This is a genomic window from Psychrobacter sp. CX97, from assembly GCF_057396285.1.
The window spans coordinates 218028-243256 of sequence record NZ_JBXYJE010000001.1; the positions used below are offsets into that span (position 1 = coordinate 218028).

General features: G+C 39.0%; 17 protein-coding genes. 3 read left to right on the plus strand and 14 right to left on the minus strand.

All coding sequences use genetic code 11. From position 1 onward, the window contains the following. Positions 1-315 precede the first annotated feature (315 nt). From AC2SLL_RS00870 to trmB, 8 genes are all read right to left on the minus strand, one after another. Complete coding sequence (locus AC2SLL_RS00870) at positions 316-1875, minus strand: dihydrolipoyl dehydrogenase (RefSeq protein ID WP_486529777.1); 1560 nt, start codon at positions 1873-1875, stop codon at positions 316-318. 244 nt (positions 1876-2119) lie between these two features. Then, the gene (locus AC2SLL_RS00875; protein ID WP_486529778.1) at positions 2120-2614 is read right to left on the minus strand and encodes a peroxiredoxin; all 495 of its coding nucleotides are present in this window, start codon (positions 2612-2614) and stop codon (positions 2120-2122) included. A 217-nt stretch (positions 2615-2831) separates the two neighbouring features. Next, positions 2832-3179 carry a hypothetical protein gene (locus AC2SLL_RS00880; protein ID WP_486529779.1) on the minus strand — a complete coding sequence of 116 codons (348 nt, stop codon included), beginning with the start codon at positions 3177-3179 and terminating at the stop codon, positions 2832-2834. A gap of 442 nt (positions 3180-3621) precedes the next feature. Next, positions 3622-4359 (minus strand): 7-cyano-7-deazaguanine synthase QueC, encoded by a 738-nt coding sequence (queC, locus tag AC2SLL_RS00885; protein WP_486529909.1) that lies wholly within the window; start codon positions 4357-4359, stop codon positions 3622-3624. 141 nt (positions 4360-4500) lie between these two features. Continuing rightward, complete coding sequence (locus AC2SLL_RS00890) at positions 4501-5280, minus strand: DODA-type extradiol aromatic ring-opening family dioxygenase (RefSeq protein ID WP_486529910.1); 780 nt, start codon at positions 5278-5280, stop codon at positions 4501-4503. A 1001-nt stretch (positions 5281-6281) separates the two neighbouring features. Next, positions 6282-7361: a hypothetical protein gene (locus AC2SLL_RS00895; RefSeq protein WP_486529780.1), complete on the minus strand. Its 1080-nt coding sequence runs from the start codon at positions 7359-7361 to the stop codon at positions 6282-6284. Positions 7362-7897: 536 nt separating this feature from the next. After that, complete coding sequence (gene rlmH, locus AC2SLL_RS00900; RefSeq protein WP_486529781.1) at positions 7898-8386, minus strand: 23S rRNA (pseudouridine(1915)-N(3))-methyltransferase RlmH; 489 nt, start codon at positions 8384-8386, stop codon at positions 7898-7900. 632 nt (positions 8387-9018) lie between these two features. Further along, the gene (trmB, locus tag AC2SLL_RS00905) at positions 9019-9924 is read right to left on the minus strand and encodes a tRNA (guanosine(46)-N7)-methyltransferase TrmB (protein ID WP_486529782.1); all 906 of its coding nucleotides are present in this window, start codon (positions 9922-9924) and stop codon (positions 9019-9021) included. 443 nt (positions 9925-10367) lie between these two features. Between trmB and AC2SLL_RS00910 the strand changes: the two genes are divergently transcribed. Beyond that, positions 10368-11342: a DUF2628 domain-containing protein gene (locus AC2SLL_RS00910; protein WP_486529783.1), complete on the plus strand. Its 975-nt coding sequence runs from the start codon at positions 10368-10370 to the stop codon at positions 11340-11342. 129 nt (positions 11343-11471) lie between these two features. Here AC2SLL_RS00910 and AC2SLL_RS00915 read toward each other — a convergent pair whose 3' ends face one another. Next, entirely contained in the window at positions 11472-13322 is a 1851-nt protein-coding gene (locus AC2SLL_RS00915; protein ID WP_486529784.1) for a monovalent cation:proton antiporter-2 (CPA2) family protein, read from the minus strand. Positions 13323-13431: 109 nt separating this feature from the next. Then, positions 13432-14139 carry a hypothetical protein gene (locus AC2SLL_RS00920; protein ID WP_486529785.1) on the minus strand — a complete coding sequence of 236 codons (708 nt, stop codon included), beginning with the start codon at positions 14137-14139 and terminating at the stop codon, positions 13432-13434. A 447-nt stretch (positions 14140-14586) separates the two neighbouring features. On the opposite strand from AC2SLL_RS00920, the gene der reads away from it, so the two are divergent. Continuing rightward, on the plus strand, positions 14587-15984 hold the full coding sequence (gene der / locus AC2SLL_RS00925; RefSeq protein WP_486529786.1) for a ribosome biogenesis GTPase Der: 1398 nt from the start codon (positions 14587-14589) through the stop codon (positions 15982-15984). Between the two features lie 198 nt (positions 15985-16182). On the opposite strand, the gene AC2SLL_RS00930 is transcribed toward der, so the two are convergent. Together AC2SLL_RS00930 and AC2SLL_RS00935 are read right to left on the minus strand one after the other, a co-directional pair. Next, positions 16183-17379, minus strand: a complete 1197-nt coding sequence (locus tag AC2SLL_RS00930; RefSeq protein WP_486529787.1) for a D-alanyl-D-alanine carboxypeptidase family protein — start codon at positions 17377-17379, stop codon at positions 16183-16185. Between the two features lie 382 nt (positions 17380-17761). Next, entirely contained in the window at positions 17762-18193 is a 432-nt protein-coding gene (locus tag AC2SLL_RS00935; protein WP_486529788.1) for an MCR_0457 family protein, read from the minus strand. A 1087-nt stretch (positions 18194-19280) separates the two neighbouring features. On the opposite strand from AC2SLL_RS00935, the gene AC2SLL_RS00940 reads away from it, so the two are divergent. Continuing rightward, positions 19281-20153 (plus strand): peptidoglycan DD-metalloendopeptidase family protein, encoded by an 873-nt coding sequence (locus AC2SLL_RS00940; RefSeq protein ID WP_486529789.1) that lies wholly within the window; start codon positions 19281-19283, stop codon positions 20151-20153. Positions 20154-20446: 293 nt separating this feature from the next. Here AC2SLL_RS00940 and AC2SLL_RS00945 read toward each other — a convergent pair whose 3' ends face one another. Together AC2SLL_RS00945 and AC2SLL_RS00950 are read right to left on the minus strand one after the other, a co-directional pair. Then, complete coding sequence (locus AC2SLL_RS00945) at positions 20447-21790, minus strand: peptidylprolyl isomerase (RefSeq protein WP_486529790.1); 1344 nt, start codon at positions 21788-21790, stop codon at positions 20447-20449. 199 nt (positions 21791-21989) lie between these two features. Further along, entirely contained in the window at positions 21990-25118 is a 3129-nt protein-coding gene (locus AC2SLL_RS00950) for an LPS-assembly protein LptD (protein ID WP_486529791.1), read from the minus strand. Positions 25119-25229 lie beyond the last annotated feature (111 nt).

A 25229-nucleotide genomic window follows, 5' to 3' on the forward strand; every position in this document is an offset into this window, starting at 1 on the left:
TCCACTAAAACGGATTATGCTAGTCCTCATGTGGTTATAGTAAGGGACTAATGAGAAACGGGCGTACTGAATTATAATAATCAAAGAACTTTAAATTCGCTACTAGGCAGTTGAATGCAAGTAGAGTTGTACAGCAAACGAGGTTAACAACGTAGTGGTTGATAAGTTTAGCGACTATAATCATAAAAAACACCCTGTTAATTAAATAACAGGGTGTTTTAATAGATAAATAGAGGTCTTACTTAAATATGGGTGTGGTTTAAATAGAGGTAAAACAGATAATATTTAAACGAAAGATTTAGCCCAGCTACTGATTTATAAGCTAGAGGATTGAATCTTACTTCTCGTATCACGCAGCGCAGTACGAAATCCTTCCATAATTGTTGGGTGGTAGAAAGGACTTGCCAATAAGCCATCGATAGTTATATCGTTAGTAATCGCCATTGCTAATATATGAGCAATATATTCGGCGTCAGGACCTACCATACAAGCTCCTAAAACCAGACCGCTATCGGGGCTGGCGTAAATACGCAGTAATCCACAGTTTACCCCCATGATACGGCTGCGACCTTGATTGTCAAAGCTAACCTCTCCTATGACATGCGCTAACCCTTCAGCCTCTAACTCAGATAGTGACTTACCGACATTTGCAATTTGCGGTGAGCTGAAAATAACTGACATTGGGGTAGTAGGTTTGTTGGCTTTATCCGGAGTCACGTCATTTAAAATAGTAGCATCAGAAGGACAGTCAGGGTCACTCGCAATGGCTTCACTCATACTAACGGTTTTGGCTTTATTGGTAATAAGCATAGCCACTTCTCTACCTGCAAAATATCCCTCATTACTGGTTACATGCAATACTGGCATCAATGCATTGGCATCGCCCACAATATAGACATCAGTACCATCAATGGTATCTTTAATGTTACCGGTAATGGGATCCATATTAATAGGGCGATTCTTATCATCCAGACTGACGCCTAAATGCTCAAGACCAAGTGTGTGAATCGTATTGCGTCTGCCCGTAGCGACTAAGACTTTTTGACCCCGCCATGTATGACGCTTACCGTCTTCATCAGTATAGTGAATAATAGCTATAGAACCATTTTCGCTGTCTTCTCGATCTACTTTTTCTATCGTTGTATTTAAACGCAAATCAAGTTGCTTGGACAAGCATGCAATAGCTTTCTCGTTAACTTTTTCATCGGGTAAGCTGCCCACACGCTTGGCACGGTTAAAGATAGCCACCTGAACACCGAGTCTACTCATTGCCTGTGCCAGCTCTAAACCAATAGCGCCAGTACCTATGACAGCCATTGATTTAGGTAAATCAGCGATTTCAAAAATAATGTCTGAGGTTAGTAGGGTATCGCCTAAGCTTTCTTTCCAGCCTTCAGGGATATAAGGTTTTGAGCCAGTAGCGACTATGATATGGTCAGCCTTAATATACTCCACCTTTCCCGTTGAAGTATGGGCTTCTATTAATCCTGATTCAGTAAATAGGGCTCGACCATAAATCTTATTTTTCTCATCCCAGCTTTCAGCATTTTTAAGCGGAAAGCTGGCAAAATGGTCGCGCTCACGTTGCACCCGTTGCATGACTTGCTTGCCGTTGATCGTCGCTTTACCTTCCACACCAAATTCATCAGAATGGTTAGCATGATAGGCACGCTCGGCGGCTGCAATCAATAATTTACTTGGCATACAGCCCATGGTGGTACAGGTAGTTGACCAAATACCTTCGTTAATAATGACAAGGTTGTCGGTTACTTTACTGATTTGACGGTATGCATTATGTCCTGCTGTGCCTGCGCCAATAATAGCGGCATCAACATGGCGAATAGCTTTACCTGTATCACTTGCTGTTTCGGTCATAACAAGATAATCCCTCAATTGACTATTTTTAGTTTAAGTATGGAATGTTTAAAAGCAGATCGGGCTCTTATTATGTTTGATGAGCGCATTTGACAGCCTAGTTTAGCTAGACGAATAATCTATACCAATTGCAATTACTTAACTCTAACAGCTTAGGTCTAAATTATTAAGCTTCAAAACCTAAGGCAAATAACTTAAATGATTTAGCCTTAGAGTTTAACGCTCACAGCGTAATCCTTAGAACTTAAGCCAATGTTTCTAACAGTCTATCAGCATAGCCCTTTGCTCGTAAATTACGCTGAGCATGCGTGAGTTTACCTTTACTATCATACACAAACGTAGAGCGCACCAGTCCCATTGTTTTTTTGCCATACATATTTTTTTCTTTTATCACATCAAAGTGTTGACATAACCTTTCATCGCTATCACTGATAAGCGGAATTTGCAAATTCTGCTTGTCTATAAACTTTTTGTGTGACTCAATGCTGTCTCTTGATACGCCAATGATGTCATAACCCAGTTTATCAAAATCAGAAAGCATAGATGTAAAATCAATGGCTTGAACCGTACAACCGGGAGTGTTGTCACGTGGATAAAAGTATAAAATCAGCCCTTTTTTACGGTTGTCGATTAAATCTTTTAAGCTAATATCCGCTTCAATCATGTTGTCATCAATCTTTCGTACCATAGGCACGGTAAATTCTGGAAGCGTAATTGTCTCATCGGTCGATTTGGCCATGATCAGTCCTTGTCTTAAATAGGTCGTTATATGAAATGTTTAATACTCACTCTCATAGATAGAGGCGATTAATAATTAAAACCTGCTTTTTTAGCGTTCATATTCGGTTTAAATATAAAAATAGGTTCACTGTTAAATAGTCTAACAGTCTTAATTTGACAGTCTTAAATAGCTATTTAACAGTGAATTAATAATGAAGTAAACAGTGACTGAATAACTATTTGGCTTTACTTGGGTTATTTATTTTTAACCCTTTTGAGCACTTTTGCATGTCTTGTTGCATTTTTTTAATATAAGGCAGGGTAATTGGGTTTTTACCGCTCTTAGCATAGCTTTCAGCTTCCCACATTTGACCAACAGTCATTTTGCTTTGAACATCAGCCGTGCAGCTACATAGTTTAGAGGCATTTTCTTTATCGGCAATTTTATCATTAACGGCCTGTTTAACGCAGCTATTGACCATCTCTTGTTTAATGTCTAAAGCATTCGCTGACGACATCATCAACATAGCAGAAGTGCCTAGTGAAAGAATGGGCAGTAAATTAAGTTTTGAAGTAAATGTCATAAATAGTCCTAAATAATATGTGGAGGTAAAAAAATAGCTATTACATTTCAAGCGTTATTAACTGTTGAGAATTAGTAGAACCTGTATTCACAAACTTTAATTGGCTATTTTCGTCTTACACAAGCCACTCGTTCGTTAAAATTAGGATTAAATAGAATGCAACCCGCGCTTTTAACTTAAGACTGCCTTGTATTTAACTTAAAAGTGCCTTGTATTGGTTCATTTTATTCTAAAAATATCCTAACTTTAGCTGATGAATACAGGTTCTTAATTTCGAGTATCAAACAACTAAAAATAGCAGAACTAAACCATAGCAAGCAAATGCCTATAAAAATACTGCTTTTTGCTATTAAAATGAAAAAGTATGTTAAGCATCGGTAACAGCCTACCAGATTCCATGATTTTATCTGACTATCGTTGCCTACTTTAGATATATTGCTATTTAAGCCTGATATGGAGTTGGGTCGGGAACACCCGCATCTTTAAAGCCTCTTTTACGTAGGGTGCAGCTGTCGCAAATGCCGCAAGCTTTGCCTTCGCTATCTGCTTTATAGCAAGAAACGGTTTGTGAGTAGTCCACGCCAAGAGAAGTGCCAAGCTTTATAGTTTCTGCCTTGGTCAGTGTTTGTAGAGGCGTTTGAATGTGTAGCTTATGACCTGTCACGCCAGCTTTAGTTGCTAGATTTGCCATAATTTCAAACGCATGGATATATTCAGGCCGACAATCTGGATAGCCAGAGTAATCTACTGAACTCACACCAATCACAATGTGATTAGAGTCAGTAACTTCCGCTACCGCTAACGCATAAGATAAAAAAATGGTATTACGTGCTGGCACATAGGTGTTAGGAATGGCATCGTTATCAATGACGTCTGTGTGGGTAGGGAACTTATCAGTATCGCCATCAGGAACCGTCATATCATAATCTGTTAATGAAGAACCACCAAGTTGGGCGATATCAATATCAATAATTTTATGATCCACTGCGGCTTGTTTAGCGATACGTTTAGCGGCTATCAGCTCACTGTTATGGCGTTGACCATAATTAAAACTGACAGCGGTTACCTTAGCATAACGTTGTTTTGCCCAATACAGACAAGTAACGGAGTCTAAACCACCAGAGAGCAATACCACTGCATTTTGATTTGTAGTTTCTAGCTTATTGTTTCCCAAGTTAATGGCCTCGCTTGAAGTTGGGTTAAAATGATATAGGGTTAAAATGAAGTTGAGTTCTAATAAAAATAGATTTTAACAAAGTTAAAGCTTTAGTCGCTCACTTTGTGTAGCGAATTGGTTATGGGCTTTTAGGTCGTATTCTAGTTAGTCAAAGCGATACACATCCATACCTAAACTGTGATGAGCCATACTCTCGTGAATTACCGAAACCCGTTGACCACACCCAAGTGCAAAAAATAACGGTAGTAAATGTTCTGGGGTAGGGTGGACTTTATTAACTTCAGTAAATTGTTGCCAGTCTAAGGCAGTAGCAATATCTGTTTTGAGCATATGAAGCAGCCAATATTTAAAGGCCAGTGCATTTTCCTCTTCGCTTTTGGCATCCCACTTTATGGTCGCTAAGTTATGAGTAATGCTGCCCGAACCAATGATTAGTACTTGTTCGCGGCGCAGTTGGGTAAATAAGTTGCCCAATTGATAACAGGCATAGGCATCAAAATTTTTGGGTAAAGATATCTGAACAATGGGGATGTTTGCGTCTGGATATAGATGAAGAAGAGGAGCCCAGACACCGTGATCTAAAGGTCGCAGTGGGTTCACGCTGTTGGGCATCCCCATTTTATTCAGTTGTGACGATAACGACTCTGCTAAAGCAGGATGGCCGCTAGCGGGATAGTTTAAGGTATATAGCTTTTGGGTAAATCCAGAAAAATCATGCCACGTTTGGGGTTTGGGGTTACTGGCAATTTCTAAAGAATGCGATACCCAGTGTGCTGACATGATGATGATGGCTTTAGGAGACGGCAAATTTTGCCCTGTTCGAGCCAGTGCATTGGTAGTGGCATTTTTTTCAAGGGCAAAAGTAGGCGCACCGTGTGAGATAAACAGGCTAGGCAGAGTCGCATAAGGTTCAGAAATAGCCATCGCCTCCAGACTGGTCAATTGCCTAGCCTGTGATTTACGATTCAGTAAGTTGCGTGCGGGGTTACTTGTTGCCATACTAAGATACTGTGAACCTAAAGATTGTGAACCTAAAGACTGTGCAGAATATGAATGTGTCATGGTCTAGTTATGGGGGCAGGGCTGTATTTTTAAAGCAGCCATTGAGTTTGACAAAGAAATTGTGATCGGCTCTAGTGGCAGTATTTTTTACTAAGATATTAGTCTAATTTTTATTATAGCGTTATGGGTTATGACGTTGTTTGTTGAATTGTACCAAGTCACTTGTCTCTACTTTCAATGTATCTATCCCTTAATTGCTCCGATGATAAGGATGGTTGTTATTACTACTCATTGCTCGGTATAACTTATAACCGCTTCATTAACATTACCCCGCTAAAGGGTCTGGTAAACGTAGACTAGACGTTTTAGCCCAGTATCCGTGAAAAAACAAGCTACGTGAAAATATACGCCCAATTAAACCAAAAGCAAATATTATTTATTAACGCCAATCCTCTATCTAATAAACAATCAATCTATCTATTGGTCAATTATCTTGTTGAATCAGTTTATACCTGATTTAGTGGGTGTAGCATCTTAGGGAGTCTTTTTGACTTCGAGGGCTAATACGCTCTGTCCTTGTCCAATTCTAACTATAGTTAAAGAATTCTAAAATGGTTACAAGGCAACCGAGTGCAAGTACTACTGGAGTAGGCTTAAAGAGGTTAACGCCGTAACCGTTCAGTAGTTCGCTGACTATATAATAATCATTATAAATAGGTGGAATATAGATATTAAGAGAATAATATAATGTTAAAGATTAATATAATGAATAAAAGAAAAGCACCCTGAAAATTCAGGATGCTTTTCAAAATCTTAGGGCAATGTTTAAATTAAAGGTATGTCCTTTATTTTAATAGGATTGAAATAGACAGTTTCTATCAAGCAGTAAACGACCTACTTACTCAATTAACCCATCTAATCAATTAACGGATGTTATCTCCCATTCTAACAATGGGTTTATCTAATCGGTAATTAGCGGCCGCACTACGAGCACCCATAGTACTAGCAATGAAAGTCAATAGCGTACTAATCAACCAGAATAGGCCTGAATACAAGGCTGTTTTACGTGCTACATCTTCAGCGGTATTAAGCGCTTGATCCACTTTTTGTAAGCCTTGATCTGCTTTTTGTTGGGCAGTTGCTACCATTTGCTCAGTGTCAGTTTTGTACTCATTGTATGAAGCAACCACTTCATTACGGACTTCTTGCGCTTCGCTTTCACTTAGACCTTCCGCTTGAAGACGAGTGATGATTTCATCACTTTTAAGCGTTTGTTCAATATCGGCTAAACGGTTCTTAGCCACTTCATCGATATTTTTCCAAGTTTCAAGGCTAGTCAAGTCAAGCTCTTGTACCTCAGCTTTTTGTTCGTTTACCATCTCTTCAACCACATCAGCCGTGGCACTAATTTGATCTTGGTTAAGACCTTGAGTATTTTTAGCTATCCAACCTTCAATATCACTACGGCTAATATCGCCAGTCACTTTGTCATAAATCTGTTTTGCTTCTTGTTGCACGTTCACATCTGACTGCTCAACGGCGCTACCAACAGCACCAGAAGTGGCTTTCGCTACACCACCAGCAGCAGTAGCAGCAGTGCTGGCTACGGTACTAACCGTACTACTTACTGCACTTGTGGCAGTCGATAAAATGCTAGTTGCCCCATTGATTGCCATTATAGTCGTTAAAGCAACCATTGAAGCCGCTGTTAACATACCTGTTAAAGTGGCATCTTTAGGGTCAATTTCAGTACCATCACCAAAAAGAGTTTCAGGCGCTGAATATTTAACGGCAAAGAAGCCTGCGACATAGGCACTAACTAAAGCGGTAATCGCAGTATAAATACCAGCAGCTATGCTTGTACCTTGTAAACTAAACGGTAGGAAAGAACTTAATACCAGTGCTAAAGCAATCATGGCCATGACCACAATTAGACCCATTAGAAGTCCTGCTAATACACCACGCCATGATGGACGTCGCTGTGGGGTATATGTTGGAATCATTTTAGTATCCTCGTCAATATTACTAAACTATTAATGAATGGTTGGAGTGTGTTGGAGTGTAGTGTAACGAAAGTGATATTAAAGATTTAAATTAGGACCAAATACACAGTCTGTCGTTTAAACTATTGTTTTCGTTAAACTATAGTTACAGTTATATTTACAGTATCGAATTTACTAGTAGCTGATTTTTCGGATAATAGCACCATAAAAATAAAGATTAGGTTGAGTTTGGTAAGGAAATGACACGGAATGTATACTTGAATCGTAAACTGTAAATAGAGTGTTTAGTAATGTAAATTTATACACTAAAGTTTGTTTTTATGTATGTGATACGTTGGGCTAGGCATTTAATATTAATTGGGAACTACCGGCTTAAATACATCAAAGCATGCAAAATTAATTCAGAGTATGCCGATAAGTCCTTTAATATATTATTAATTGTAGTAACAACTAGAGATACTAGGTATAACCGACCATGCAGAATTCTACATTAAAACCCTATGATGCGTATGACAACAACACAACCTCCCACTGTGTTAATTCCCCCGGTGGTAAGGATGATTGTTATTAATACTCATTGCACGATATAACTGCTCCATCAACACCACACGCACTAAAGGGTGGGGGAGAGTAAGTGGAGATAAAGACCATTTAAAATCTGCTGCTCTCAGCACTTCAGGCGATACCCCATCAGCGCCACCAATAACCAGTGCCACATCGTCCCCAAGCTGCATGGTGTCACTCAAGTTTGTCGCTAACTGCTCAGTAGACAACATTTTGCCTTTAACATCCAATACCCACAGCTTCTCACGAGCATTACTTTGATGCGCCGCCAAAATACTTCTTCCTTCTTGTTCTCGATACTGAGCAAGGTTAGCCTCAGAAGGGTTCTTAGTTCTTTTAGCAGCAGGTAGTTCTACCATCTCAGTAATAAGCATGGGCTGGATACGTTTATGATACTCATCAAATCCATTAATGACCCATTCGGGCATTTTACTACCCACTGTTAAAATACGTAATTTCATTTAATTTTTCTCTTATCTATCTAAAACATATTAATTTTATAGGAGGTTAGAATATATAAAATTTATTGGTTTAGTTTTTGGGTTAAAAGGGGATAAGTTACGTAAAATTCTCTCTGACGTGACAGGTGTATAAAAGTTAAAAAGTCAACACTAAATACGATATGTTTATAACTTATCCACAGATTAATTAAAACTAAAGGGTCAATTCGTGGAACATATAATGAATATAAAATAATTTTAAAAAATATTATTATTTTATAATCTAAAAGACTGTTAGTGCATAACTAATTGATTTTAAAGGAATAAATAATTGTATGAAAAATGAACAATTTTATGTCATGCATGGTTTTATCAGGGGTGTATCTTGTCAAGTAGTGGCTTATCCACAAAGTTATCCACAGTTAATGGGGAAAACTCTTGTGAGCTTTATAATCCGTGCATTAACGACCTAGTTCTATTCTGCATAATGAATCAATGAGTTAAATATAAAATTTATTTCATGACTAAAACATGGCTAAAAAAGGAGGGATTAACCAGCTTACAACAGCGATGTTTCACAATAAAGACACTACTCATTAATTCTTTAAATTGTCGTTAGATTGTTGCTTGGTCTAGGTCATAGCCAGATGCCGTTAATCTTTACTAAATATTAAGTCCCAAACCCCATGTCCTCGATCTATGCCTCTTTGCTCAAACTTTGTTAAAGGTCGAAAGTCTGGTCTGGGTGTAAAGTTACCTTGGCCTGCTGTATTGGTTAATCCATCAAAATTATCGAGGACGTCTAGCATCCAAAAAGCATAATGTTCCCAGTCGGTTGCGGTATGGAACCAGCCTCCAGATTTAAGCACACGTGTCACAATCTCCATACGTTTGGGACTGACAAAGCGGCGTTTGTAATGTCGCTTCTTTTGCCAAGGGTCAGGAAAGTAGAGCTGTATACGATCTATATGATTTTCTGGTAGCTGCTGCATGAGCTGAATGGCGTCGCCGTTTATAATTTTAAGATTGTTGAGATTATTTTCTCCCGCCAAAAAAGCACATTTACCAATACCAGGTTCATGGACTTCAATACCGACAAAATTTCGGGAAGGGTCGGCTATCGCCATTTCAATGAGCGAGCCACCCATACCAAAGCCAATTTCAAAAGTTAAAGGGGCATCAGCACCATTCGGTGTCTCACTTATATCGGCAAATAGAGCACGCAAATCAGTAATATCTTTTAATAAACCGTTCCCCCGCTCATCTACCGAGTTAATGATGTACTTTTTGTAAGCCGGATCGGTCAAAGCGTGTTCGGCATTTTTACTGACATGCGTACGGCGCTTCATAAAGGTGTTTATAAAACGGTGGTGTCTTGTTGTGTCTTGTCCCGAATTAGTTTGGCTGAGGTCACTGTGGCTAGCGGTATCATCATTAATATTTGAGCTATCAGCTTTAAGGTTATGCGACTGGTTATTTACAGCGTCAATAAGCTGTTCTTTGTTAAGGCTTTCAATTGAACTAGGGGTTTTAGAGTGGGATCTATTATCGGTGCTCATATTTAAATTATCGTCCATTATTAACGTTATTAAATTATATTTTGCAGTTGCCTAGATTTTTAAAGCTACTTTTATTTTAAAACTATCTTATTTTTTGAAGTTAACTACATTTTAAAAGCTAGCTTTGTGTTTAACTTTATTAGGTAGCTTTAAACCTATTAGTAACTATAAATCAGTAAGCAAAAAATGCGTAAGCAACTTTGATGCTTTTAATAATTCTTAACACAAAATAGCAAGCAGTGAGCAACTTACACAGTCAAAGATGATCTTAGGTTTAGCCGTGAGCTGTGCTAACTTGTTATGGTTTAACGTGAGTTAGAACAAAGTTAATTGCGATGGCAAAAAGATACTAAAAAAAGGATAAATTTTGGCGTATTATAGCGTGTATTGTTATACAAAACGATGCGCAACCAGTAATAGCTGCTGGTATAAGCACAATGTGTATGTTTTATGTCTGCAAAAAAGGTTTCGCCGACATGCTTTTTATTGAAGAGAGTTCCCCGCCACCCTTTTATCAAGAGCAGCTCACGCCAGCTCAGCGAGAACAGCTTGATAAGTGGTTTATTGGTAATCGGTCACAGGCGTATTATCTGAAACGTTTTGCAGAGTTTGATAAGCAAGGATATTTATCGGCCAAATGGCACTGGGCTTCTTTCTTTACCACTTTTGGTTGGCTGCTATACCGTAAGCGTTATTTGGACTCAATCGTGTATACAGTGGCTGGCTGGTCATTTATCCAGTTGAATATCGCTATCATTTTAAGTGCAGTTGAATTTGCGTTGATCCCATTTATACCAAGCGCATATCACATGATGACTCGGTTTAGTATCGCTGGGGTAATATGGATCTTTTGGGCGGTCATGGTAGCGAGATGGACAGATGCCTATTATTATCGTATGGCCCGCCGAGAGATTGCAGATGCGATTACAGAATATCCTAAAGATTTAGAACAACAAAAATCCCATTTGCAGCGTGAAGGGGGGGTCAGTCAACTTGGACTCGGTATTGCCTTTGGATTGTTTGCCTTTCTACTAACCGTCATACAAGTGCAGTTTCTGCCGCTTTATGCGAAACCTAAAGAAAACGGCATTATTCAAAATACGTTTTTAACAACTCGTACAGTCACGAGTCACATCGAAGACATGTATCGTGTACAGGGTAAATGCCCTGTAGGGATAACGCTAAATACATCTGGTAAAAATATGACGTTGCAGGTGGTAGAACATACGGATGCACTTGGTAAAAAGCAGAGCAGTTGTGCGCTGATCGCCACCATACACGATGTTCCTTTTCCAAACCGTAACCTAAATGGGCAGACGTTTATTATGTATCGTCCATCAAGTGATAAGGATGTGCAGTGGCAATGCATTACCTCTCTAAGCGAGAGGAAGAAGCCTAAGAGTTGCGCAGAAGAATGACCAAAATGATGTACTGCTCTAATCAAGGGCTGTTGCCAGTCATTCTTCTAAAATGCATTTAACTTTGTGTAAGGGCTATATGTCAGTATTTGAAAGGCAGCCCGTTAATAACCCGCAGTTAAAACCAAATTAATTTGAAGGGTTATGTAGCCCAACAGCGGTTTCAATCTCCTCTAAATCCAACTTTTTGCCTTCATCATGATCTGCATCAAATAAGCTTTCCAACTCTTGCAACGAGGACTGTACAGACTCAATGAGTTTGGCTTCATCTTCATATATTGCCTGTTGTTGATTAAGCAATTTATCATCATAGTCACGGAAGGCAGTAATTGTTTCGCGTGCTTTTTCAGGAGATAACCCTAATAATTCTAAAGATTCACGTGACATATCTAGTGAAGATAAATAGGTTTCACGCCAAATTTGAGTAATACCAATTTCACGTAGGCGATAAAAGTGAGCACGGTTACGCGCACGAACCAATACCTTTAGATGAGGGTAGTGATTATGTACAAAGCGAGCGGTAGCGATAGATTGCTCAATATCGTCGATTGCTATGATAAATAGTCTTGCTTTATCCACGCCCGCTGTACGTAAAATTTGTGGGTTTTGTGGATTACCATAATAGACTTGGTTACCGAATTTGCGCACAAAATCGACTTGGTTTGCTGAGCTTTCAATCGCCGTAAATTCGATATTCTGCATACGCAGGACTCGGCCGATAATTTGACCCACTCTACCAAATCCTACAATGATAACAGGATGTTCATGATCAGGAATACTGTCGTACTCTCGACTTGGCTGCCGTTTTTGAAAGATAGGTTCGCCAATTTTATCCAATAATACAAAGGCTAATGGGGTTAGCGCCATAGATACAGTTACGATAAGCGTGAGCATATTCGCAAGTTCAGGGCGGAGTACATTTTGTGTGGCTGCTGTACCAAATAAGACAAATGCGAATTCGCCACCTTGTGCCAGCGTTACTCCGAGGCGGATACTGGTCGGTACGCGGTTTCCTAACAGCCGCGCAATAATAGAGATAATTCCAAACTTAATTAGCATTAGCACAATGGCAGAACCGATAATGACGAAGGGATGGCTGAGAACAAGTTTCACATCTGTCAGCATACCTACTGACATAAAGAAAAGACCAAGCAACAATCCTTTGAAAGGTTCGATACTAGATTCAAGTTCATGACGATACTCAGAGTCAGCTAGCAGTACGCCGGTCAGAAATGCGCCTAATGCCATTGATAGACCAATTTGACCCATCAACATTGAGACACCCATAACGATAAATAAAGCAACTGCGGTAAGCAGTTCAGTGGCACCGCTTGACGCCACAAATTTAAAGAATGGACGAACAACGTAACGACTGACTAAAAATAATCCGCCGAATACTGCCACTACTTTGCCAAAATACATTAAGTCGTAAGTTTGCTGGCGCACCCCTGATAAAAAAGGTATGGCGGCTAGTAGAGGAATAACAGCAATATCTTGAAAGAGTAAGATGGTAAACGCTTCACGGCCATGCGTACTAGAAAGTTGCTCTTTTTCACTCAATACTTGCAACACAAAGGCGGTTGAAGAGAGCGCCAAGCCGAATCCGACAATGAAAGCAGTATCGAGCTTAAGGCCAGCAAACTGATAGACAAGGGCCATCAGGATAATTCCGGTAACTCCGACTTGCAGCCCACCGAACACAAATATTGAACGCCGTAGAGCCCACAGTCGTGATGGTTGTAATTCTAGACCGATAACAAACAGCAGCATTACCACGCCGAATTCAGAGAAGTGCATCAGACTTTCCGCATCACCTGCTACATCTAGTACGCTAGGGCCCAGTATAAGGCCCGTGATTAAATAGCCTAGTACGGTTGAGATATGCAACCGCTTGCCTAAAGGTACCAACAATAATGCTGCACCTAAAAATATAATGGCTTGCAGCATCAAATTTGGTTGAATAGTTATGGCTGAAAGCATTAACTGTCCTTAAGTTAAAACGTAGGTGGTAGGGGCTTTGTAACCAAATAGTATGTCCAAAAGGTATGTTTAAGAACCCGTAAAATAGAAAATGACAAAGCGTTTTATTTTATCTCTTTTTATAAATCTTCCAGACCCCGTTATTTGCCAATAGGTTGGTATATGCATCATTTCGACGTTTACGAGGCTTTTGTCTGCTGTCGACCACCTTAAAATCAGGTAGGACATGAATAATCAGTCCAGTACGATAGAAACGCAACCGTTCGGGTTCAAGTAACTCGCCTTTGTGATTCCGACAAAATACATAAGCTCTTAAATCAATAAACTCTCGATGCGCAACGAGTCTTGCTGTATCATCGTGTTCAAAGACGCTTTCCAGCCGTCTATATTCCTCATCTGAGAAAGGACCACATTTATTTACTAAAGCACCTATAGATCCAAAGTTTTTAGATTCCTTAGCCCGTGTCTTGGTTAAATGTAGACGTTGAACATGATAAATAAATTGTGGAATCTCTAGACTTGCAGGCAGTGGCAGATGATCAGGAGGCAGATATGCTGACGGATAAAAAGCCAATGCGCGATCAATAAGCGGCTGCCATTGCTGTTGGTAGAGTTTAACCTCATCGTGATTGCCTTGGTAAATAGGCATATCACGTATTTGCCTTAAAATTTGCGGTGGGAAATGGCCATGACGGAATTTAGCAATATCCACTTGCAAGGTAGAAAGCAACGCTTTAGCTTGTTTTATGCCATCTTTGCTGTTTGGGTCATCAATAAGATGATTTGGGGCTTCAAATGGTGCAGAACGTCTTGACATAGTTAGAGTGTGGCTCATTATAAGTGCGATAAAACCATGTTATCATAACAAAGCAGTTTCAAAATTAATTAATAAGCGGTTACCAGTATATTCTAAATGGTATAAATATAGGTCATGATGCTTTGATTACCAAATAGCTGCTAATAATTATCAATGATTGCTAAAACAAGGTTAATTCTAGTTAAAATTCAAATGAATTCAAATAGCTACTAAGTAACAAAGTCAAATGTGGATCAGATTATATATGCTTAACATACTTATCGATGTTTATTAAAGCCTATTGATGCATTGTGTACCTATGTGATATATATCGTGATGTATATCAATGAATAAGCATCAATAAATAACTACGCATCAATAAATAACAATGTGTATGAATAAATAATAATGCCAGATCCAAATGACAACTTAGTGGTTATAGCTTCATCAAATCAAGTGAGATAAAAGATGTCCATGAAACCTGTCGTTGCCCTAATTGGTCGCCCGAATGTTGGCAAATCGACAATATTTAATCAAATGACCAAGACACGTCAAGCCCTAGTTGCTGACTTATCTGGTTTAACTAGAGATCGCCAATATGGCGATGCTACTTATGATAATAAATCCTTTATTGTCATTGATACTGGCGGTATAGGTGAAGCTGACGATGTAAAAGGCAGTATTGACGATTACATGTCCGCACAGTCGCATACAGCAATCCATGAGGCAGACATTATTGTGTTTGTGGTCGATGCGCGAGTAGGCATGCTGGGTGCTGATGCAGAAATTGCAAAACAACTGCATACCTTAGGTAAGCCTGTTTATCTGATTGCAAATAAAGTAGATGGTGTTCATGATGCCGCCCCAGCAGAGTTTTATGCGTTAGGCTTAGGCGAACCTTATCCCATGGCTGCAAGTCATGGCCGAGGCCTTATGAACTTCTTAGATGACCTAACCGCAGACATGCCCGAAGATGTGGAAGAGCAGCCACAAGAGGGTTTGAAGCTTGCTGTGATTGGCCGCCCAAATGTTGGGAAGTCGACCTTGGTTAATCGTATGTTAGGCGAAGATAGAGTTGTTGTATACGACATGCCAGGCACCACGCGAGATAGTATTTATATTCCTTATGAGCGTAATGGGAAAAACTATATATTAATTGACACAGCTGGCGTGCGCCGACGGGGTCGTATTGACGAAAAAGTAGAGAAGTTCTCTGTTATTAAAGCACTTCAGGCGATTAAAGATGCTAACGTAGTTATCGCTGTTATTGATGCGCAAGAAGGTATTGTTGATCAAGATTTACATATGCTTGGCTATGCCTTGGATGCAGGACGAGCCATCGTTATTGCCATTAATAAATGGGATGGGTTGTCAGACGATAAAAAAGAAATGATACGTATAGAGTTAGATCGTCGCTTTGATTTCTTATCTTATGTTAAAGTGCATTTTATCTCAGCGCTTCATGGTACTAATGTGGGTAACTTATACCCATCGATTCATAAAGCTTACCAATCTTCTATGTTCAAAGTATCTACGAATAGATTGACCCAGATATTAGAAGATGCAGTTGCTGCTCATCAACCGCCTATGGTTGGCGGCAGAAGAATTAAGCTACGCTATGCACATTTAGGCGGTCATAATCCACCAGTCATTGTTATTCATGGCAATCAAACTGGCTCATTGCCAAAAAGCTATCAGCGTTATCTTGAAAACGAATTTAGGAAAGTATTTAAGCTTGAAGGAACACCGCTCAAGGTTGAATTCAAGATGAATAAAAACCCCTACATAGGCAAAAAACCAGCGGCGGTTAAGGCTAAATCGTTAAAGAAACGTCAGCAAAAGTTCAGAGGTTCTAAGAACAAATGATTGATATGGCCTCGTTTTTTTATTCTCCTCAAGTCCTAGCTGCTTAGTTTAATGCCACTGCGCAAGATACGCCTAGGTTTCACATGAGGATTTGTAATAATAAAAAAATGGCTGATTTGCAACGATTACTCGCAAATCAGCCACCAAATATACGTATATATGACGTAAAAGAAACCCTAAGTACTTAAGACAATCTGTTTAGAATAAATCGCCAAACCATTTGGTAATGTGTTGCCAAATGCTTTTTATAAAACCAGACTTTCCGACATCCTCAGTAGCCACTACAGGAACAGAGGCAACAGTTTTTCCGTCGACGACAGCCAGCATCTTGCCAACTTCTTGACCTTTTTGAATCGGTGCTTCAATATTATCTGAAATATTAACGACTGTATTCACTTTATCTTTTTGTGTTTTCTCAATCAACACCTTTAAGGCTTCGCCAGTCGCTAATTTCACACTATCAGATTTACCGAAATAGACAGGTACAGTCTCAACATATTGATTGGCAGGAGCGCCAACATAGGTGTCAAAGTGTCCAAAACCCCAATTTATCAAGGTACGAGATTGATCAGCACGCTCTTGCATGCTACCAGCACCCATAATGACAGAAATCAACCGCATGTTATTGCGCTTACTCGAAGCAACTAAACAATAGCCAGCAGCACTGGTATGGCCTGTTTTTAGACCATCAACGGTTGAGTCGGTTAATAAAAGTGCGTTGCGGTTACCTTGAGTAATATTGTTATAGGTAAACTCTTTTTCAGAATAAATATTATAGTAATCGCCACCTTCTTTAATAATAGCACGTGCAAGTTTCGCAAGATCACGTGCTGAGGCTACATGACCTTCAGCTGGCATACCTGTGGCATTCACAAAATTTGTGTTCTCCATGCCAAGTTGCTTCGCTTCTTCATTCATCATGGTTGCAAAAGCAGCCTCGCTACCTGCAATATGTTCGGCCATTGCTTTTGAAGCGTCATTACCAGATTGGATGATAATACCGCGTAACATATCAATGACTGATGCCGATTTATTAACAGGGACATACATACAAGATTGGCTACTACTCCCGCGGCACCACGCATTTTCACTCATTAGCACGGGTTCGTCTTCCTTAAGATCTCCAGCCAGTAGCTTTTTTTCAATAATATGGCTGGTCATCATCTTGGTAAGTGAAGCAGGCGGGAGGGGCTGGTCTGCATTTTTTTCAGCTAAAACGACGCCTGTGTCATAGTCCATTAATACATAAGAGGCGTTATCCATCTCAGGCGCAGTTACGGCAGCTAGACTTGTAGTAGAAAGCAATGCTAAACCTGCCCCAGTAATCCATGAGCGGATAGGTGCAGAATTTGCGATATAGCTTATTAAAGAGGTTTTATTAGTTGAAGCAGTCATATTACGAATACCATGTTTATATCAGTTAGGTGCAGATCTTTAAGTAATGCAATTCTAATGAATTAATTTTAAAGTTCTCAAAGGTTAAAATACTGTGTTTGCTTAGTATAATTGGTAGTCAAAAAGGAGGCCATTTTATCAAATTGTAAAGTAGTGTGATACATTTAAATATAAAATCAGCTCACTAAATACCGCCGATAGATTTTGTTTTATGCTGTAATGATATCTTAAAAAGGCCTCAAAAAAATTTTATAACAGTTAAAAACTCCATAAAATTATAAATACTTGGCAGTAGCTGAGTTTAAGCAAACACGTTACGCTTCTAACTGCTTAGAATAAAAAAAGACCGACTCAAAATGAGTCGGTCTTTTAGTGTATGGATCTAAAAAGAAGCGTTAGCGAGATCTGTACAAAGTGCTTTATTATCTTCTTGAGGAAAGCCCATTGTCCAACTACGCATACTGGTTAGAATACTCTTATAATCCTGCTGTGTGGATAGGTATTGTATCGCTGCTTTAGGGTTATCAATTGTAGGCAGTTGTTTTTTTAATTCGTAGTCATAAGCTTTAAAAAACCCACTACGTTGATTTTGATCTAATATTGGTGGACAAATCTCGGACAATACTTGCAAAACGGCAATTTCATATTTTGACGTGTTAGCCCCAGCCAAATCTACCGGTATGGTGGTGGTACTATCAGCATATGAAAGTGTAGAAGCGGCTAATGCAACGGTGGAGATAATAGTAGACACCATTGCCAATCGCAAAGAACTTGAAATACGATTCATTAAACTTCTCTCTTTTTGTTTATACATAATGCCAACCATTTGTTTATGTGCTATTAAAATCAAACTAAATTAAGTATGTTCTACACGGGCAAACAGAGACCTAAACCCTAAAAGCAGCTAACCTGTAAAACAACTTAATGTTATACAGAGTAGCTTTTTATATGTAGCTTTATGCAGTCAACTTCGTGAATGTTCAAACTACACACTTGCCTCATAACCCTCAATCATTTTATATGTTAATCGTTGTATATAAATAAAGTAAAAATATAAAATTTGGTTTGCTGACTATTGGGATATATTATTACATAAAACCATACACAAGATGTTTAGCTAATGTGACCCATAAATTATAATCAGTAACTAACTTTACTGAAATGAATACATTAAGCTTTATTGGCACTATAAAAATAAATCAAAAAACGCATTTATTAACTGTCTTTTTATTCTTCAGTTTCATCAGTACCACTTAATTTGATAACTACCAATAATAAAGCATAAACTCTAATATTATTGTTGCAAAGACATTTTCGTTTCTATCTAGCGCACTAATGCAATATACTCTAAGAACCTGTATTCATAACCTATAACTTGCTATTTTCGCCTAAAATAAGCAATGACTTTTTTTGTTGAAATTATGCTTAAATATAATGACTATTCAACTCAATTTTGCCCTGTATGGTCTTATTTTTTATAAAACTTTTCTAGCTTTAGCTTATGAATGAAGGTTCTAAGACTTAACTAGCTGAAATATTTTATATTAAAAATAAGCTGGGTTGTATGTAAAGAATCGTTATAGTAGATAAATAGTTATTGACTTAATAAATCGAGCCATTAGGATTAATAATTTAAACATATGTCTGAGCTTTAAACCCTTTCATATAATTTAAATTCATAATTAAAGTTGTTATGATGTCATGTGTTAGGCTTTCAATAAATATCTTTTAATAACTATATAGAGAATAGAGACAGATTCAATGCCAGTACCAAATTCATTGCTAATGACCACTTATTGTCAGATCGCTTTGATTCTTTCAATCTAATTAATGAGTTAATACGTTTAATAGATAAGAAAATATTACCACTTGAGTCAATTGATTACATAAGGAATAAGCCCATGTTCAGTACTTTACCAGTATCTGACACTGTAAAAGATAACCCACAATTAACACAATTAAATAGTAAAAAAACCGGTGCATTAAAAGCTAACGTATTATTAATGGCTTTGATCGGTGGTGTCCTTACTTTGTCAGGTTGTGCCACTAAGCCTTCTTATCAAGTTAATAGAGGGCCTACGGTCATTGTTGACGCCCGTGGTGTACCTAACTACTATAAGGTTAAATCTGGGGATACAGTGAGTCAGATTGCAAATCGCTATGGGTTGAATTACCGTCGTATTGGTGCAATGAATAGATTAGACAGCCGATACACAATCTATTCAGGTCAATGGCTAAAGCTTTGGGAAGGAAAATCAACCCCTTCAAACCGTAATAATGTTACAACAGCTCAGCCTAGACGCACTTATCCTAGTAATCAGTCACCAGTTACCGGTACAGCCTCTAACCCAAATACTTATAATGGCACTTATAGTAACGGCACTAATAATAGCTCTATCAGTTCTGCAAAAGGATATGGTTACCCTACTACCAGCCCTGTCTTCAAAAACTTTGATGCCAATGCCGGTATTAATAGTATGTGGTTTGGTGGACGCTTAGGCGATCCCATCGTTGCCAGTAAAGAGGGGCAAGTTTTATATTCTGGGAATGGATTACCTGAGTACGGCAATCTGATTATGATTCGACACGATGAGAAATATATTACCGTATATGCCCATAATGATAAGTTATTAGTTAAAGAGGGCGATCAAGTGCGGGCAGGTCAGCAAATTGCCACTATGGGCAATACTGGACAAACAAGCCGAATAGCCCTTGAGTTCCAAGTTCGAGAAGATGGTAATCCAATTGACCCAAGAGCGATTCTTGGATTATAACTCTAAATATTTTAGAAATATTATTGGACTGATGTCGGATTTTAAAGGGTCGTTATTAAGTTCTATACTTAAATAGCCTATACTAAAATAGCCATACTATAAAATTAAACCCCGCTTTGTAACAGAGCGGGGTTTAATTTTATCTAGTTATAATGGGGGTCAATTGTTGTTTGCCTAGGTTAATTTATTCACAGTTTAAGCTTCAAGCGTTAAGACACTCAAAATTTGCTTAATTACGTATTGCTTATATAGCCAAGCCTAGCATTAATATGAGATAGGTTTGGCCTACCTATTTAATCAAAGATTTGAATATATGCGTTGGCTTTAAGCTCTTGTAACCAGTCTTCTTGCGCTTGCGGCGCTAAGCGTTGATATAAAGCCTCTCGGGCCATATTGCGTTTTACAGTATCGCTGACATCTTTTTGACGCTGGTCTTCAACTTTTAAAATATGCCAACCAAACTGGGACTTAAAGGGAATAGAGTAGTCGCCTACTGGGGTACGCTTTATCATTTGGTCGAACTCGGGCACCATTTGACCTTCAGATACCCAGTCTAAATCTCCACCCCGACCTGCAGAGCCAGGATCATCAGAATAGGTAGAAGCTAAGGAGGCAAAATTAGCGTCTTTACGTAATTGTTCATATAGGTCATTTATTTTCTGCTCAGCTAAAGCATCATTAACTTGATCATCGGTTTTTACCAATAAATGACGTACTTTCCACTGCGGAACAATCATGTTTTCATTTCCACGCTTATCAATCAGCTTAACAATATCAATGCCTTCTGATGCGAGCTGTGGTTCAGTGACATCGCCAATGTCGAGCGGAAGAATTTTATTTGTAATTTCAGTTGGCAAACCTGCAGCGGCATGATAGCCCATATCTCCACCTTGTAGAGGAACAGGATAGTTTTTAGCAACGCCTTGGCTCAATTGATCTAATACTGATTGGGCATCATCAGAGGTTTCCAAATATGCTTTTGCTTGGCGCGCGATGAGTAAAGCCTGATTTTTCTGACTCTCAGAAATCCGGCTGATATCATCTGTAAATGGAATGCGTATGTGAATGGTACGATATTCAGCATCTTCCAAACGACTGGCTTCGGGTGAGGATAAAAATGCCTCTATGTCTTGATCCGTAATGCGCACCCGTTTTGCTATTTGACTCTGTTGCAATATTTTCAACGATTCTTCTTCAATTATTTGAGCGCGTAGTGCTGCATAGCTACCTGGACGCCTTGAGTCTAATTTCTGTTGCAACTCTGATAAAGAAGACACACCTTGCGATTGAGCAAATTGAGCTAGTCTTTGATTTACGACATTCGGATCTGGCTGAATACCAGAGCGATTAACTAACTCCAATTGCAGTTCACGTAATATTAAACTGTTTAATACATCGTTTTGCAATCGTTTTGAAGGTGGTAGATTTTGTTTATCAGCTTTAAGACGGGCTGCGGTCGTATTGACGGCAGATTGAAGATCACTTTTTAAGATTGCTGTATTGTTTACTAATGCAATGATACCGTCTTTACTATTTATATCAGTACTATTTATATCAGTGGCAGCTGGTTGCAAAGTAGCGTCACTGTTTAGGGCATTTGGATTTGCGTCTGCAGTATCAGCATAAGTAAAATTCATAGGCAGAGCCAAACTACCAATAATTACGATGGTTTTTAGTCTATGTGTCACGTTTTTGTTACTTAATTCAAGAGATTTTCTAGCCATTGTCATATTTATCCTGCGTATTGTAATAAAGTAAAGGAAGCCAATATAGTAAAAATAAAATCTTTAGCGTTTATAAAATCTAAAGGAAGTAATGTAAGGTATCAGTCATTGGTTATTTATTCCATAGGGTGTCAACAGGTTCGAAGCCTGGCACCCTATCAATAAATAGCTTACTTAAACGGCTTCTACTTTCCCCCAAACCGTTTATTCTAAACTCTGCCATAACCGCTCTTGTAGGCTCAAGGTCTAAGTTTAAGTCATTGTAATAACTGCGACCATATATAGAAAATCCATAGCAACAATCCTCATAATTTAATCCAACAGTCGAATCTATGAATTTGTGACTTCTATTATCAAACTGACCTTGCGCCATGACCCTCCAATTATTATTAATTGGAAACAGGGCTGAGGCAGTTATAGCGGATAAAGCATCTTGATTGGTATTAGGATCTTGTTTACGTTTTACAAGTCCAAGATTTATTAGACTTAAAGGAGTAGGCTGATAGCGTATCTGACTATTTATGAAATTTAGACGATTTTTATCATTTAGCGCACCATTAAAATCAAACCAAATATTTCGATAAGGTTGAACGCTTGAGTTCCATGCCACGCCAGATGAGCTTTGATCGCTTAATTTTGTAGCATTGTCTAAAGCCACTTGTGGTTCGTCTAAATAAAACTGATCGCCAATACTACCATCAAAACGTGTCACACCCATTGCGTCGATGTAACGATAGTTCAAACCGACAGAAATATTATTATTATCAGCGATACGGTCGTAGCCCAAAAACCTAGAGTCTGAAAATAGTTGATCATAATCAACAGAAGCGACACGGGTATTGAAGTTGGGTATTTTGCTATGGTCTCTAAATTTTGAGTAAGTATATTTTAGGCGAGGACTCAATAATTGATACCCACCTAGGTTATGATCAAATAAGCCAAAAGGTGTGCCTGCTTGATAAAAATTCAGACCAGAATCGATACTAACTTTAGGTGCAAAAGCGGTCTGAGTGTTATCCGTCTCACTGACATTATTAACGATTCTACTCTCTTCATCATACGCAGTAAAAAGATGCTGTAGACTTAATTTAGGTACGATATAACCCCATGTGGATTCAAATGGATAACTGGCGCCAATCTCATTATAGATACGTAACCCGCTTTTTTCATTTTCCGACCCATCATTAATTGATTTCTTGAAGTAGGCAGAGTCATGGACGCCTGTTATTTCTATATTGGTTCTATTAGTGGGTAGGCGATAATCAATAGACAGTTGGGGCAGGCGTGAGTAAGGTTTATCTTTATCTTGAATCACATTGCCGTCTGCATCTGTTGCTTTGAGGCTTTGAAAAGTTTCAACTTTTAACTGCCCGTTTACATAGTCATTTATATAATTTACTTGCGCACGTCGGGGTAAATTAAGAGAGTTATTGGTTAGACCAAAATCTTCAAAATCTGTTATGTACTGCGCGTCTGATACATAGTTATAAACAGCACTTGCTGACAAGTTTTTGATATCTTTAGACTGCCATTGGTGTTGGAAATAAAGCCCTTTACGATCTTTGTCATCATACTGTTTATCGTTCGCTAAATAACCCGCTCTTAGTTCGCCATTACCGTACTTGCCTAGTAAATAACGTAACTCCCCCGTTAGCATTGGGTTTCGATTGGTGTAAATATCGGTAGTGACGGTGGAGTCTAAATTTGGCGCCAAATTTAGATAGTATGGAATACTAACTTTAAGCCCGCTTTCGCTGTCTATACTAGCGCTAGGTGTCAATAACCCAGTACTGCGGCGATCGTCGATTGGGAAGTTAAAGTAAGGTAAATAAAAGACTGGTACCTTTCCTAAGCGGAATGTCGTGTTGTAGGATTCTCCACGCCCAGTTTCGGTATCAATATCGATTTGTTCAGCCTCTAACTGCCACTTTCGATTGGTCGGGGGGCAGGTGGAGAACATTACCTTATCAAGCTGATAATGGGTGTCATCAGGTTTATTAAGCTTGTGGGCATAACCATGCGCCTGCATAGGGATACTTGCAAAGGCAACATTAGTAGCAGTAGCAGCATTGCTGTTAGTATCATAGGCAATCTCATCTGCTACGGTAATTAACCCACTACCGGCGAGTTTGCTGGATGAAGAAGTCGGGTTGACGCGATTGACGGAGGATGTAGTTGCTCCAGCTGCTTCAGTTGCTGCGTTTGGAGGAGATGTTTCGGCCAGTAAAACGTCTCCAGTGGCGCCAACCACACCGCTGTCAAGGTCGAGTGAGAGTTGATCTGCTGTAATTAGCTGCCCATTTTGTACTACTTCTACATTACCGGATAGCTCTACACGAGACACACTGTCATAATAGCCATAATCAGCCTGAGCATATAAAGGTAGACCTTCAGTAGCATTAAGCCCATCTTTGGCCACAGCGCGGTTTACAGCTTGATGATAAGACGAGTCTCCATCAAGATTACTGGGAGTAACCCATACTCCTTCACAGCGATATGAGGAGGCATCATTGAGTTTACGTTTAAAAACATTTGGTGCGGCAATAGGTGCTGAGTCAGTTGCATTGATAGTGGTCTCAGTAGAATTAAACCAATCGTTATCGCTCAACCCGCCATCAATTGATTCTTTATCATTCAAATTATGACCATTATCAGTAGTAATCGAACCTACTTCAGGGTCATGATTGGTTTGTGCGGGATTTGAGGTTTGGTAAAACTGTAACAGTCTGTCTAAGCTTTTTTTAGCGCTTTGCGTATTAAATGTTGTCGCCAGCTCGGTTGAACTCTTTCCGTTGCTGTTTACCTGACTCGCTAAATTAGTTTTTTTTCCAGACGTTTTATTTATTGGCGAGTTATTGATTGGCTGGTTATTTACGAAAGCAGCAGATGATGTTTGTACTGAATAACGTTTATCGTGATTTAATAGCGTGGATTCTACATCAACGGTATTTGGCTCAGTCAGTTCTAAGCCGGCTTTCTTTGACCCATTTGGTGCAGGATTTTGTATGTCAGTGCCGTTTATAGCCAAATTAAGTTCTGGTTGATACGGTTCTGGCAGATTATCCTGTGCACCAGATGTATTAGGAACATTATTAAGATTTGCCAAGTCGCTCACGGCATTGGCATAAGCTGAGGGTAAGCACATCAAAAGAGGCATACTTGCAACGAGAGCAGAGCGGGGCTGCTGTAGCAAGCCACGATATGCAAACCGAATACTGCGATATAGTTGAGAATAGAGCAATGGGAAACCTTATTTGTTTTGATGCTTTGATAATACTACGATTAATCTAGCATTTGTAAATTAGTACGGTATTAACGTGGTTAGGTGCTGAATTTACATCACAAATGTGAA

What these genes read in the sequence shown, in the direction of transcription:
- AC2SLL_RS00870 (WP_486529777.1), bottom strand. Translation starts at nt 1,875, where the DNA reads ATGACCGAAACAGCAAGTGATACAGGTAAAGCTATTCGCCATGTTGAT.
- AC2SLL_RS00875 (WP_486529778.1), bottom strand. Translation starts at nt 2,614, where the DNA reads ATGGCCAAATCGACCGATGAGACAATTACGCTTCCAGAATTTACCGTG.
- AC2SLL_RS00880 (WP_486529779.1), bottom strand. Translation starts at nt 3,179, where the DNA reads ATGACATTTACTTCAAAACTTAATTTACTGCCCATTCTTTCACTAGGC.
- AC2SLL_RS00890 (WP_486529910.1), bottom strand. Translation starts at nt 5,280, where the DNA reads ATGGCTATTTCTGAACCTTATGCGACTCTGCCTAGCCTGTTTATCTCA.
- AC2SLL_RS00895 (WP_486529780.1), bottom strand. Translation starts at nt 7,361, where the DNA reads ATGATTCCAACATATACCCCACAGCGACGTCCATCATGGCGTGGTGTA.
- rlmH (WP_486529781.1), bottom strand. Translation starts at nt 8,386, where the DNA reads ATGAAATTACGTATTTTAACAGTGGGTAGTAAAATGCCCGAATGGGTC.
- trmB (WP_486529782.1), bottom strand. Translation starts at nt 9,924, where the DNA reads ATGAGCACCGATAATAGATCCCACTCTAAAACCCCTAGTTCAATTGAA.
- AC2SLL_RS00910 (WP_486529783.1), top strand. Translation starts at nt 10,368, where the DNA reads ATGTTTTATGTCTGCAAAAAAGGTTTCGCCGACATGCTTTTTATTGAA.
- AC2SLL_RS00915 (WP_486529784.1), bottom strand. Translation starts at nt 13,322, where the DNA reads ATGCTTTCAGCCATAACTATTCAACCAAATTTGATGCTGCAAGCCATT.
- AC2SLL_RS00920 (WP_486529785.1), bottom strand. Translation starts at nt 14,139, where the DNA reads ATGTCAAGACGTTCTGCACCATTTGAAGCCCCAAATCATCTTATTGAT.
- der (WP_486529786.1), top strand. Translation starts at nt 14,587, where the DNA reads ATGTCCATGAAACCTGTCGTTGCCCTAATTGGTCGCCCGAATGTTGGC.
- AC2SLL_RS00930 (WP_486529787.1), bottom strand. Translation starts at nt 17,379, where the DNA reads ATGACTGCTTCAACTAATAAAACCTCTTTAATAAGCTATATCGCAAAT.
- AC2SLL_RS00935 (WP_486529788.1), bottom strand. Translation starts at nt 18,193, where the DNA reads ATGTATAAACAAAAAGAGAGAAGTTTAATGAATCGTATTTCAAGTTCT.
- AC2SLL_RS00940 (WP_486529789.1), top strand. Translation starts at nt 19,281, where the DNA reads ATGTTCAGTACTTTACCAGTATCTGACACTGTAAAAGATAACCCACAA.
- AC2SLL_RS00945 (WP_486529790.1), bottom strand. Translation starts at nt 21,790, where the DNA reads ATGAATTTTACTTATGCTGATACTGCAGACGCAAATCCAAATGCCCTA.